Here is a 12,654-nt window from a genome sequence, read left to right on the forward strand (position 1 = left end):
TGTGCCCTCCTATCTTTTAGCTATTTTTTTAACATCCGTACAAAAGGGGTTCCTGGGAGAGAACCCCTTTTTGCACGGTGTGCAGCTTTTTTTGTATTTTATCTTTTGTTTAAAGCTTATTTATTGCTTTCGAAGGCCGTTTGATGTTCTTTTGCAACTTCAGCCGAATCTTTCTTCTGAACGAAGATGTTTTGGATAGAAGTCAAGTGGCCTTGGGAAGTACCAGGGTTCATTGTGTTATCGAACGACAGGTCGCCGCCTTTAACATCTTTGAACAGGTCCAGTACGCTGATCGCCATGTCGGAGTAGCCAGCAGCTTTGAAGTCGCCGTCAACTTTTTGAGCAAGACCTACAGCGCCTTTAACCGCAAACGCTTCTTTAGGGAAGTTCAGCATGAAGTAGTTCAGGAAATCTTTTGTTTCTTGCAGGTGTTTGCTGTCTGCAGAGATCGCGAATGCGGAACCTGGAGCAAGCATGAATTGGTTAGGGTCGCCTTTGCCGTTAACCGTAGGGAATTTGAATACGCCTACTTTATCCTTCAGAGCTTCGGAAGTTTCGATACCACCAGTTGCCCACGAACCCATGTAGTACATTGCAGCTTTACCCGTTTTGAAAATGTTCTCGCCAGCGTTATAGTCGAACGATGTAACGCCTTCTTGGAACGCTCCTGCTTGAATCAGGTTTTGCATAGCGTCTACAGCTTCAACGAATGCCGGATCTTCGAATGTTTTCTTGCCAGCTACAACATCAGACAGGAAGCCAGGGCCGCCGTTTGTGCGAAGCAGGATGTTCATGAACAGGAACGAACCCGTCCAAGTATCTTTTTCACCGATTGCCATTGGCTGGATGCCTTTAGCTTTCAGCGTTTTAACGTCCGCGATCATTTCTTCGAATGTTGTTGGCGGGTTAGCGATGCCAGCTTGTTGGAACAGATCTTTGTTGTAGTAAACTACGCCGATGTTGTTGCCGTCCGGCAAGGCGTACAAGTTATTGTCGAATGTATAGAAGTCAAGAACGCCGTCTTGGAATGTATCCTTCAGGCCGTTTTGCTCAACCATGTCGTTCAGCGGTGCAAACAGTTTTGCATCAACGTACGGCTGCATTTGAGCTGCCGGGTTAACGATTGTGATGTCCGGCACTTCATGCGAAGCTGCTTGCGTTTTCAGCTTTTGTTTTTGTTGGTCTGTATTCAAGGAGTCCAGCTCGATCTTCACGTTTGGATGATCAGTTTCGTATTGTTTTACGATCTTTTTCATCATGCCGTTTTTAGGATCCGTTGGATCTGGGTAAATGTTCTGGAAAGTAATCGTAACTTTCTCGTTGCTTGCCGGCTTCTCTGTAGCCGCGTTAGTTGCTCCCGCATTGTTGGAAGCGCCGGAGTTGGCATTTTTATCGCCGTTATTGTTATTCGAGCCGCATGCTGTCAAGCTGATTGCCAAGGAACCTGCAAGTACAAGACCAAGAACGCTCTTCATATTCATTTTAGCCATTTGTTTATCCCCCTTGTTTGTGATGCTTTTATTATCTTGAAATCTGCAAGCCCTTACAATGCGTGAACTTAGGATATCAGGTAGGTTTTCTTTAGGTCTTGAGATTCCCCACCTTGAAAAAGCCCACTCGAATAATGTCGAACCTTACTGAACCATGCGGTTATTATTTGTTCTTTCATGCCCCGAAATCCCTTCCGGAACGGATTGCCAGGTTATGAGCTGACAGAAAAAAAGCTGCATCCTGGGTCCGATTGACCGAAGGATGCAGCTCTTTTTATTGGGAAATTCGATTGTTTTATGCCGCCGTCGCCGTAATTTTGTATTGCTTCTTATGCTTGCTCCAGCTGAACTTCATGCCTTTCATCTTGCAATACTCCTTTAGCGGAATCATCACGCCATTGGGTCCTTTGTAGGGCTGCTCCTTAAAAGCGGCATTCTGGCCGTCCATATGGACCATAACCGGGGCATTGTCCAGATCCAGCGCCTTCAGCTTCTCCATAAGCTGTTTGGCTGACTCCCCTTCCCTCGCGCCGTTCACGCGGAAGCCGTTTGTCTGTCCGCGTCCGTTGATCCCTTCTTTGACCGTAAAGGACAACGAAATGCCTACTTCCTTCAAAATATCCAGTACTTCCGCATTATAAGCCCCGTAAGGAAAAGCGATAATGCCCTTTGTATTGCCAAGCTCCGCTTTCAAGTGCTGCTCCGCTTTCTCGAGATCCGTCTTCACGCGGGTATGATATTCCTCGTCCGTCTCGACGCGCTGCTCTTTCTTCAAATATTGATGGCGGGTCAGAACCGGCTTCGTCAAGCCGTCGGCGCGCATAACGCCGTATTTGTGGCTGTCATACGTATGGTTATAGAAGGACATGCCGGACTTTTGCATCTCGCGCATCTGGGTCCAGGTCATTTTCGGACGGCCGACCTGCTTCGGTTTGTCCGCATTGTCCGCACCGGAGACAATCACGAAGTTAACCGCCGGGTAGTTGTGCTGTTTCAGCACCGGGAAAGCCTTCGTATAGAAGCTCTCATACCCGTCGTCAAAGGTCAGCAGTACCGCATTATCCGGCACATTGCCTTTATTCGCGATAAAATCCGCATATTGATCGATGGAAATGACATGGAATCCGTCTGCCTTCAGCAGTTCCATCTGCTCCTTGAACAAATCAAGCGAAATAGCCGACTCGGCCTCCGCGTTATTGGTTTTCTTCACCGTCTTATCCGATAGGTCATGATACATGAGTACGGCAACCTTGTCCGAATAGTAAATGCCGTTCGTTCCCGGATTCTCCAGGGTCCATTCCAGCTTGGATTTAAAGGTCGACTCCAGGAATGCGGCCGGCACCATCGGCTCGCCGTCAACCAGATCCACGGCAGGCGGCTGCTTGAGCTTCTCGCCGTTGACATAAAAGCTGACCGATTGATTGCTTTCCGGCACGGAACAAGCAACGGCTATGAGCCCTAAACATATGAGCAGCAGAGTAACATTGGTCCAAAGAGCTACACGAGCACGAATCATTCACTTACTTCCCCCTAAATAATCAATCCATTTCATAGTTTTACAAATACTGGACATCATTAGACAAAAAAAATATCCGCGATCTAATACAACTATTAAACGCAGTATACGGCTGGAATGTTGCTCCATTATGATAATTTTTTAATGTACAATTCATTATATAGGGAGGGGAATGAAATGAAAATCGCTATTTTCGGGGCAACAGGCCGTGTCGGGCGTATGGTTACGACTCTTGCGCTTCGCGACGGTCATACGGTGAAAGCTCTCGTGCGTACGCCGGATAAATTAAAGGAGCTGGCGGACAGCTCGCCCGGACTGAAACTCGTGGAAGGGAATGCGGCTTCCGCCGAGGACGTCGGCGAAGCCGTATCCGGGACGGATGCCGTCATCAGCGCATTAAGCACCGACGGCGGTTCTCTCTTATCGGACAGCTTCCCGCTTATTCTCGAAGCCATGAACCGGCTTGAGATTAGACGGATTGTCGCCATTGGCACGGCTGGAGTACTGGATAGCCGGACTGAACCGGGCTTGCTGCGGTATCAATCGAGCGAATCAAGAAGAACGCTCACCCGTGCCGCTGAGGAGCATCATGCGGTGCTGCGGCTATTGGAGGAATCCCGGCTCGATTGGACGCTGGTCTGCCCGACTTATTTGCCCGACGGTCCGGCCGAGGGAGGTTATCGCGTAGAGCGCGGCTGCCTTCCGGAGAATGGAACCCGGATTACGACAGGCGATACCGCCGAATTCGCCTATGCACAGCTGTTCAGCGAGCAATACATAAGGACGAAGGCGGGTATTGCCTATTAGAAAAAAAGCCGGGCTTTTGCGTTTTAATGCGCAAAGCCCGGCTTTTTCTCAAGTTGGCGAATTACTTACTAAGCAGCGCCTGGATCTCGGAGTCGATTCGCTCCGGCGTCACGTTTGGTCCAAACCGCTTTACAACCTTGCCTTCCTTGTTCACCAGGAACTTCGTAAAGTTCCATTTGATGCGCTTCGAACCAAGAATGCCGCGCGCGTCTTTTTTCAGCTTTTGGAACAGGGGATGCGCAGTGTCGCCGTTAACGTCAATTCTTGCGTACAGCGGGAAGTTCACGCCAAAGTTCAGCTCGCAGGACTGCGCAATCTCCGCGTTATTCTCAAGCTCCTGATTCATAAACTGGCTGCTCGGGAAGCCTAATACGGCAAAGCCCTTCTCTTTGTACGTGTCATGGAGCTTCTGCAATCCTTTGAATTGCGGAGCGAATCCGCATTTGGTCGCCGTATTTACGATCAACAGTACTTGGCCTTTGTACGGGGCCAGCGTTTGCTTCTCGCCTTTGATCGTGTTTACTTCAATATTGTATAAAGACATTTGTGATACAGCTCCTTTTAAAATGAATTGTTATTGATTAAATTGTATGCAATTTATATAGCAATGTCAAATACCGATTTTTTCTTTTTTGACACGTTTCAGAGGCGGTGCTACAATACAGTCACCCAATTAATTTGCATACAATTTATATAGAGAAGATTAAATCAACAAAGGGGCTGCTGCCATTATGGACACCAACGAACTGCTGAAGCTGGAAAATCAGCTGTGCTTTGCTTTTTATTCATGCTCGAGAGAAATTACGAAGCTGTACCGTCCTTTACTCGCCGAGCTTGGTCTTACTTATACCCAGTACATTACGATGCTTGCCTTGTGGGAGCAGGACAATGTATCCGTGAAGGAGCTTGGTTCCAAGCTCCTTCTCGATTCCGGAACGCTCACGCCGCTGCTTAAGAAGCTGGAATCCATGGGGCTTCTGACAAGGGCGCGGGATAAATCCGATGAACGGCATTTGGTCGTCCGCCTAACCGAGCAAGGTCAGGCGCTTAAGGATAAAGCCTCTTGCGTGCCCCTGCGGCTATTTGAAGGTACGACGGTTATGCCGGAAGAGATCTTCGCGCTGCGAAATCAGGTGCAGACGCTGATGAGCAAGATTAACGACGCAACCTAATAGGAGAAGGCTTTCTGTTACAAACAGGAAGCCTTCTCCTTTTTTGTTATGCCTATTGACTCCGTATAACGCATCTTGTATAGTTGGTTACATGAGTAACCAACCACTCAGGTAACTAAGAGGTGAGGAAAACACAATGACCTTAATCATCGACGATAGTCGCCCTATCTTTGTACAGATCGCAGAACGAATCGAAGACGACATCATTCAAGGAAGGCTTCCGGAGGAATCGCAAGTCCCTTCAAAGAACGAATTCGCCTCCTTTTATCAGATTAACCCCGCTACGGCGGCGAAAGGCGTCAACCTGCTGGTGGACGAAGGAATCTTGTATAAGAAAAGAGGGATTGGGATGTTTGTAGCTACAGGCGCGCGTGCCGTGCTGGTCGAGAAGCGCAAGGAGCAATTTTTCGAGCAATACGTCGTAACCATGATGCGGGAAGCCGAGAAGCTGGGCATTTCGGCGGATCAATTAACGGAAATGATTCGGAGAGGGGAGGCCAAATAATGAGCAACGTTGTCGAGGTAAGCCGTTTAACCAAATCGTACGGAAATGTTACGGCCGTTAGCGAGGTATCATTCAAGCTTGAGGCGGACAAAATTTACGGCCTGCTGGGAAGAAACGGCGCCGGCAAAACCACGATCATGCATATGATTACCGCCCAGCTGTTCGCCACAAGCGGCGTGCTGAAGGTATTCGGCGAAGAGCCGTACGAGAATTCCCGCGTGCTCAGCCAAATCTGCTTCATTAAGGAAAGCCAGAAGTACCCGGACAACTATACGGTAAACGACGTGCTGGAGCTGTCCTCCTCCCTGTTCCCGAACTGGGATAGAGAGTTTGCGAATGATCTGGTCAAAGACTTTCAGCTGCCGCTGAAGCGCAAGATGAAGAAATTGTCCCGCGGCATGCACTCTTCCGTCGGGATTATCGTCGGGCTGGCCAGCCGCGCTCCGCTTACGATCTTTGACGAACCGTACCTGGGTCTCGACGCCGTTGCCAGAGCTTTGTTCTACGACCGGCTGATCGAGGACTATTCCGAGAATCCGCGGACGATCGTCCTATCGACGCATTTGATCGATGAGGTAAGCCGTCTGCTCGAGCATATCATCGTCATCGACGGAGGCAAGGTGCTTATTAATGAGGATGCCGAAGAGCTGCGAGGCTCCGCCTATTCCGTGGCAGGCACCGCAACCGCGGTTGAAAGCTTTATCGCCGGCAAAACCGTCATTTCGCGGGAACCGTTCGGCGTACTTCTGACAGCGGGAATTACCGGCAGGTTATCCGAACAGGATCGGAAGAAGGCCGATGCTCTTAACCTTGCCATCTCTCCGATTTCCTTGCAGCAGCTTATCGTACAGTTAACGGGCAAAAAAACAGATGTAAAGGGAGGCGCCCCTAAATGAACCGAATTGGCAATGTACTGAAAATGCATCAACGCGACAAGTTCGCGTGGCTGATCATCCCGTTCATGATTCTCGGCTCCAGCTTTGTGATCAATCTGATCGTCGGGTTTCTGAGCGGCGTCGGGATTTACACCGGCGGTCTGATGTCCATCTTTATCTACATGTTTGTGCTTGGCATCATTGTTCTCCCGCAAACCTTTCCTTTTGCGATCAGCTTCAGCGTCCGGCGAACCGACTATTACGCGGGTACAGTCTTACACGCATTGATCTCCGGCGGTTTCACGGCTATTATTCTGCTGCTGCTCAGCGCGATCGAGAAAGCGACCAACTTCTGGGGTACGGGACTACACTTTTTCCATCTTCCTTTTTTGACGGACGGCAATATCGTTCAGCAGTTTATCTTTAACTTCCTGACCCTTGTCCTGCTCTTCTTCTGGGGCTTTGCGATCGGCAGCGTATTCCGGAAATTCCGGGCGATTGGCCTATTCGTTCTGACGCTGGCCTGCCTGCTGGCCACCACCATTATGATGGTTCTCATTATCTCCAAAGACTGGTGGGATGAGATCGCGAACTGGTTCATGGATCTTACGGCCTTTGGGCTGTCGCTGTGGTTCCTGCCGATCATCCTTATCTTCGCTATCGTCTCGTTTGCGCTGATCCGCAGATCGACCGTCTGATTTTTGCTCCCCCTTATCCGGGCATCCAGTGTCATCGGCTGTTGCTGTTGAATACAACGGTAATACCAATGCTGCTGGACTGCCAGACAAGGGGGATTTTTCATATGGATTTGCGGAGCTTGTTAAACCTTGATGACTATGAACTGTTGGAGGTAATCCATGATGCGCGCAGCGGACTTACCGCAGTTATCGCAATCCATAGCACAAAGCTTGGCCCCGGGCTTGGGGGCTGCAGAATGTGGAACTACCCCTCCGTGGAGGATGCAATCATAGATGCCGTCAGGCTGGCCCGGGGCATGACCTATAAATCGGCGATGGCGGAGCTGCCCTTCGGCGGAGGCAAAGCGGTTATTATCGGAGACCCGGGCAAGGACAAAAATGAACGGCTGTTCCGGGCTTTCGGGCGTTTCATTAACCGGCTGCAGGGCGAGTATATTACCGGCATGGACGTCGGAACAACCTCAGCCGATATGGACTGGGTGTTCCAAGAGACGAGTTACGTTACCGACATCACCGGATCGCTTGGCGCGGCGGGTACTTTTACGGCGGATATGACCGCTTACGGCGTCTTTCTGGCGATGAAGGCCTCCCTGAAAAAGCTGGACGGCTCGGAAAGCCTGTCCGGCAAAGTCGTTGCGGTTCAGGGACTCGGAAAAGTCGGCATGTTCCTCTGCCGATATCTGGCGCATGCCGGAGCCAAGCTGGTCGTGTCCGACCTGAACGATGAGCTCGTCCGGAAGGCCGTGCAGGACTATGGTGCCCGGGCCGCAGGCGTGGATCAAATCGCGCGCGAGCTGTGCGATATCTTCTCCCCTTGCGCGCTTGGCGGCATCATTAACGATGCGAGCATCCCCCAGCTGCAGTGCCGGATTGTTGCCGGAGCCGCCAATAATCAGCTGGCGGAGGAACGGCACGGCGATGTGCTGCATCGGCGGGGCATCCTGTATGCGCCGGACTATGTAATCAACGCCGGCGGCATCATCGTGACCGCCGCCGAGCTGAACGACAATTCTCCGTCCTACGCCAGAAGCCGCGTCGAACAGATCTACCGCACGCTGACGAACGTGTTCGACTGGTCCGACAAGCATGGCGTATCCACCGCCAAAGCCGCAAATCAGCTGACCGAGCAGCTGCTCGGCGAGTAAGGCGGTTCACACGCAGTAAGGGCTGCTCCCTGGTCGCCATGACCATGAGGAGCAGCCCTTGCTGCCGTCTTTCGGTTATTCGATTTCTGCCCTCTACTCCTTTATAATGGGAACATAAGCAAGATACCCGAAAGGAGCCGGAACAAATGAAAGAAGAAATTATTAAACGACTGACCTCGTATGTCATTGTCGATACCCAATCCAATGACGAGAGCGAGACCTGCCCATCAACGCCGGGCCAGCTTACGCTTGCGAACCAGCTTGTCGAAGAGCTCAAATCGATCGGGATGCAAGAAGTTACGATCGACGCCAACGGTTACGTAATGGCGACTCTGCCGGCTAACACCGACAAACAGGTGCCAACTATCGGCTTCCTGGCACACGTTGATACGGCAACCGACTTTACCGGCAAAAACGTAAAGCCGCAGCTGGTCGAATACGAAGGCGGCGACATTACGCTGAACGAGGCGCTGGGCGTCGTGCTGTCGACGAAGGATTTCCCGGAGCTGGGCAATTACAAAGGCCATACGCTGATGACGACGGACGGCACAACGCTGCTTGGCGCCGATAATAAGGCCGGCATTGCCGAGATTATGACGGCCATGGCCTATCTGATCGCGAATCCGGACATCAAGCACGGCAAAATCCGCGTTGCTTTCACGCCGGACGAAGAGATCGGCCGCGGCCCTCATCTCTTTGACGTAGCCGCTTTTGGCGCCAAATATGCCTACACCGTCGATGGCGGTCCGCTTGGCGAACTGGAATACGAAAGCTTTAACGCGGCGGCTGCCAAAATTACCGTCAACGGCACCAACGTCCATCCGGGCACGGCCAAAGGCAAAATGGTCAACTCGATGAAAATCGCCATGGACCTTCACAGCCGTCTGCCGGCAGCCGAAGCGCCCGAGCTTACCGAAGGCTATGAGGGCTTCTATCATCTGAACACGCTGCAGGGCGATGTGGAGCAAACCAAAATGTCCTACATCATCCGCGACCATAACCGCGAGAAATTCGAAGAGAAGAAAGCGAATATTACCCGCATCGTCGAGGAATTGAAGGCGAAACATGGTCCTAACAGCATCGTTCTCGAGCTGAAAGACCAGTACTATAACATGCGCGACAAAATCGAGCCGGTATTCCATATCGTCGAAATTGCCCGCGATGCGATGGAGAGCCTCGATATCAAGCCGCTTATCAAGCCGATCCGCGGCGGTACCGACGGCTCGCAGCTGTCGTATATGGGCCTGCCGACTCCGAATATTTTCACCGGCGGCGAGAATTACCACGGCAAATTCGAATATGTCTCCATCGACAACATGGTTAAATCCGTGCAGGTAATTGTCGAGATTATCAAACGATTCGAAGCGCGCGGCGAAGAGTAATTAAGAAGGCCGTTCTACTTCGAACAGCTCGCCAAGCTTAGCATAGGAAGCGCCTGCCAGACGGCTGACCGGCTGAAGAGCCGCCGCATCGATATGATTCCGTTCATCCGCGATGGATTCATGCAGATGATAGCGGACAACACGGCCGATCAGCAGGTCCGCAGCGGGAGCTTCAGCCGTTCCGCCAAGCGGAATCGCTTGCTCCAGCACGCATTCCAGCCGGACCCTGGCCTCCGCTATGCCTGGAACGGAGATGCGTTCGCCAGGTACCGCCGTCAGTCCGGCAAGAGCAACCTCGCTCTCCTCCGGCGGCAGGCTGGCTGCCGTAGCATTCAGCTTTTCCACATACGATTCATCCGCAATGTGAACGACAAACTCGCCTCTTGCGATGGCATGACGTGAGGTATCCTTCCGGATACCTCTTTTGCGCTGCACGGATACGGAGATCAGCGGCGGATCTGCCGTTACGATATTGAAATAACTGAATGGCGCCGCGTTCAGCACGCCATCCTCCGATAAGGTCGTTACCAGGGCAATCGGCCTTGGAATAACCGTACCCGTAAGCAGCTTGTAATTCTCCCGCTCGCTTAAGTTTTCTGCATCAATCCGAATCATGAATCCGCCGCCTCCTTTTCTTAGAAATGATCTTTATACCAAGCAGCAGCCGCCGCCACTTCCGAACGGGTAAGCTGATGGCCGAACCGTTCCCAATGCACGTCTACCGTAGCGCCCGCACCGCCAAGCAAGCCTTCCAGCTCGTTTGTCTCCTCGGGCGAGCAGATCGGATCGTTCTCGCCTGCCCCGATAAATACCGGCACTCCGGACAAATCCGGCAATTCTAGACCGCGGATCGGCACCATCGGATGATGCAGAATCGCACCGCGCAGCGAGTCCTTGTAGTGGAACAACAGGCTGCCTGCGATATTAGCTCCGTTGGAGTAGCCCACAGCTACCAGATTACCGCGATCGAACCCGTACTCCTCTGCCGCCTGGTCAAGGAAATCATTCAGTTCCTTTGTCCGGAACACCAGATCCTCGAGATCAAATACGCCTTCCGCAATCCGGCGGAAATATCGCGCCATTCCGTTCTCGGATACATTGCCCCGGATGCTGAGTACGGACGACTCCGGCGAAAAGGCTGCAGCAAGCGGCAGCAGGTCATGCTCCGTGCCGCCTGTGCCATGGAAGAGGACGAGGACCGGCGCTGCCGGATTCGTCCCCTGTTTGAATATATGCTTCATGGTATATACCTCCTAAATGATTTTCTGTTATTAACGATCCAGTTCCATTACCCGTACATCAAACGGTGTGAGCAGCTGCTCCAGCGTTGCGCGGTGCTGCTCGTACCATGCTGGCAGCATCAGTTGTTCGCCAAGATGTTCAGGATCTTCGTCACGCGCGAACCCTGGAGGATCCGTAGCGATCTCGAACAGTATGCCGCCTTGCTCACGGAAGTAGAGCGCGTTAAAGTACTGACGGTCGACGATTGGCGTTGGCTGGAAGCCGTTTGCCGCTACATGCTGCTGCCAGGTGAGGTGCTCGGCATCGTCTTTTGCTCTCCAAGCGATATGGTGAACGGTACCATGACCGCCATGACCGGCCGCCATAGGCTCCGTATTCACGTCAATGATGTTGCCGAGTTCGCCAAACGATTGGTAACGTGCCAGGCCGTTCTCTTCATCCACTTTCGACAGGCCCATTACATGCTCCAGCAATTGTGCGGTTGCCGCAGGATTCGTGCTGTACAGAATAGCGCCGCCAAAGCCTTTGATCGCATTTTCCGCCGATACCCCGCCAAACGACCATGCGCTTCTAGGACCTTCTTCGCGTGCCACCAGCTCTACGAGCAAGCCGTCCGGATCCGCGAATTGCAAGTACTGCTCGCCAAAGCGGGAAGTCTCTTTGAATTCGATCTGGAATTTTGCAAGGCGTTCTTTCCAGAAGCCCAGTGTGCCTTCAGGTACAACGTAAGTGGTGTAACCTACTTGACCGCCGCCTACAACGCCTTTACGGGAGTTTTCCCAAGGGAAGAACGTGATGATGGTGCCAGGGCTGCCGGCTTGATCGCCGAAGTACAGATGGTACACTTCCGGTGCGTCGAAGTTGATTGTTTTTTTCACGAGCCGGAGACCAAGCACCCCTGCGTAAAAGTCTGTAGTCACCTGAGGATGTTTTACGAAAGCCGTAATATGATGGATACCTGCGGTACGTTGATTTGTCATTATTTCCACTCTCCTAATAGGTTTTTTTTGAATTTTTAAGAATCTTTAATTTAAGATATAGGGCCTGACTTGATGTATATGGCTACGACCAACTCTATTTGAAGGTCGTCTGCGCGAACTTGCCTAATTTCTTGAGTAGTGAGCTTGCAGCCTGCTTTTCTTCCGCTGTCAGTCCCCCGACCGCTCCCTCAATTACGAGGGTATGCTGCGGGAACACCTCTTCTATGAACCGTGTCCCTGCTTCGGTAATTTCGGCGTAGATCAGCCTCCGGTCTTCCGTTGAAGCTCTGCGGCTGACAAAGCCTTTCTTCTCCAGCTTATCGATGACGTAAGTGATATTGCCGCTGCTCATCAGCACCTTCTCGCCAATTTGCTGCAAGGGCTGCGGACCTTTGTGATACAGAAGCTCCAGCACTCCGAACTCGGTCCGGTTGAGGCCATGCTTGCGGATATCCCGGTCGGCATGAGCGTTCACCCATTGGCTTGCTCTGGCAAGCGCGATGTAAAGATCAAGCGAATCGTCTTTTTCCTTTTCCATTTGCTCGCCTCGCTTTCGTTTATCTTGATTTTAAGATACTTTATTTCGAGGCAAATGTAAAGAGGTTTTTTAAAAAAAGTTTTTAGGGGCTGTCCAACGCTGGACAACCCCTTTGCTATCTTTGCCTCTATGCGGGGTTTAACGCAAATTAGGCGCGGAATTTTCGCTTGGCGCTTTGTTAGGCGCCGGATTTGGAGCTGCGTTTGGCGCTTGATTGTTAGGCGCGATGTTATTGCCGCCGCCATTGCTGCCGCCGGTACCGCCACCACCGAATCCTTTGCCGCCGCCAGTACCGCCTGTACCA

At 51.8% G+C, this 12,654-nt stretch carries 14 protein-coding genes; 7 read left to right on the forward strand and 7 right to left on the reverse strand.

Going from position 1 to position 12,654, the window contains the following annotated elements; genetic code table 11:
• Positions 1 to 116 precede the first annotated feature (116 nt).
• Positions 117 to 1,490: an extracellular solute-binding protein gene (locus PGL01S_RS19140; protein WP_127496187.1), complete on the reverse strand. Its 1,374-nt coding sequence runs from the start codon at positions 1,488 to 1,490 to the stop codon at positions 117 to 119.
• Positions 1,491 to 1,785: 295 nt separating this feature from the next.
• The gene (locus PGL01S_RS19145; protein WP_127496188.1) at positions 1,786 to 3,006 is read right to left on the reverse strand and encodes a polysaccharide deacetylase family protein; all 1,221 of its coding nucleotides are present in this window, start codon (positions 3,004 to 3,006) and stop codon (positions 1,786 to 1,788) included.
• Between the two features lie 177 nt (positions 3,007 to 3,183).
• Here PGL01S_RS19145 and PGL01S_RS19150 point away from each other — a divergent pair, with 177 nt between their 5' ends.
• Positions 3,184 to 3,813, forward strand: a complete 630-nt coding sequence (locus PGL01S_RS19150) for an NAD(P)-dependent oxidoreductase (RefSeq protein WP_127496189.1) — start codon at positions 3,184 to 3,186, stop codon at positions 3,811 to 3,813.
• 61 nt (positions 3,814 to 3,874) lie between these two features.
• On the opposite strand, the gene PGL01S_RS19155 is transcribed toward PGL01S_RS19150, so the two are convergent.
• Positions 3,875 to 4,357 carry a glutathione peroxidase gene (locus PGL01S_RS19155; RefSeq protein WP_127496190.1) on the reverse strand — a complete coding sequence of 161 codons (483 nt, stop codon included), beginning with the start codon at positions 4,355 to 4,357 and terminating at the stop codon, positions 3,875 to 3,877.
• A 187-nt stretch (positions 4,358 to 4,544) separates the two neighbouring features.
• On the opposite strand from PGL01S_RS19155, the gene PGL01S_RS19160 reads away from it, so the two are divergent.
• The 6 genes from PGL01S_RS19160 (at position 4,545) to pepT (ending at position 9,590) form a co-directional block, all read left to right on the forward strand.
• Positions 4,545 to 4,985 (forward strand): MarR family winged helix-turn-helix transcriptional regulator, encoded by a 441-nt coding sequence (locus tag PGL01S_RS19160; protein WP_127496191.1) that lies wholly within the window; start codon positions 4,545 to 4,547, stop codon positions 4,983 to 4,985.
• Positions 4,986 to 5,121: 136 nt separating this feature from the next.
• On the forward strand, positions 5,122 to 5,490 hold the full coding sequence (locus tag PGL01S_RS19165; protein ID WP_127496192.1) for a GntR family transcriptional regulator: 369 nt from the start codon (positions 5,122 to 5,124) through the stop codon (positions 5,488 to 5,490).
• Positions 5,490 to 6,386 (forward strand): ABC transporter ATP-binding protein, encoded by an 897-nt coding sequence (locus PGL01S_RS19170; RefSeq protein ID WP_174806580.1) that lies wholly within the window; start codon positions 5,490 to 5,492, stop codon positions 6,384 to 6,386. Before PGL01S_RS19165 ends, PGL01S_RS19170 begins: the two co-directional genes overlap by 1 nt.
• Entirely contained in the window at positions 6,383 to 7,063 is a 681-nt protein-coding gene (locus PGL01S_RS19175) for a hypothetical protein (RefSeq protein WP_127496194.1), read from the forward strand. The genes PGL01S_RS19170 and PGL01S_RS19175 overlap by 4 nt, the downstream gene beginning before the upstream one ends.
• A gap of 104 nt (positions 7,064 to 7,167) precedes the next feature.
• Positions 7,168 to 8,208, forward strand: coding sequence for a Glu/Leu/Phe/Val family dehydrogenase (locus PGL01S_RS19180; protein WP_127496195.1), 1,041 nt, complete (start codon positions 7,168 to 7,170; stop codon positions 8,206 to 8,208).
• A 146-nt stretch (positions 8,209 to 8,354) separates the two neighbouring features.
• Complete coding sequence (gene pepT, locus PGL01S_RS19185; protein WP_127496196.1) at positions 8,355 to 9,590, forward strand: peptidase T; 1,236 nt, start codon at positions 8,355 to 8,357, stop codon at positions 9,588 to 9,590.
• Here pepT and PGL01S_RS19190 read toward each other — a convergent pair whose 3' ends face one another.
• The 4 genes from PGL01S_RS19190 to PGL01S_RS19205 all read right to left on the reverse strand — a co-directional run bounded on the left by PGL01S_RS19190 (position 9,591) and on the right by PGL01S_RS19205 (position 12,350).
• Entirely contained in the window at positions 9,591 to 10,205 is a 615-nt protein-coding gene (locus tag PGL01S_RS19190; RefSeq protein ID WP_127496197.1) for a flavin reductase family protein, read from the reverse strand.
• A gap of 20 nt (positions 10,206 to 10,225) precedes the next feature.
• Positions 10,226 to 10,831: an alpha/beta hydrolase gene (locus tag PGL01S_RS19195; RefSeq protein WP_127496198.1), complete on the reverse strand. Its 606-nt coding sequence runs from the start codon at positions 10,829 to 10,831 to the stop codon at positions 10,226 to 10,228.
• 30 nt (positions 10,832 to 10,861) lie between these two features.
• Positions 10,862 to 11,812: a VOC family protein gene (locus PGL01S_RS19200; protein WP_127496199.1), complete on the reverse strand. Its 951-nt coding sequence runs from the start codon at positions 11,810 to 11,812 to the stop codon at positions 10,862 to 10,864.
• Between the two features lie 94 nt (positions 11,813 to 11,906).
• Entirely contained in the window at positions 11,907 to 12,350 is a 444-nt protein-coding gene (locus tag PGL01S_RS19205; RefSeq protein WP_127496200.1) for a MarR family winged helix-turn-helix transcriptional regulator, read from the reverse strand.
• Positions 12,351 to 12,654: the final 304 nt, after the last annotated feature.

The sequence above is a fragment of the Paenibacillus glycanilyticus NBRC 16618 genome (assembly GCF_004000805.1).
GTDB lineage: Bacteria > Bacillota > Bacilli > Paenibacillales > Paenibacillaceae > Pristimantibacillus > Pristimantibacillus glycanilyticus.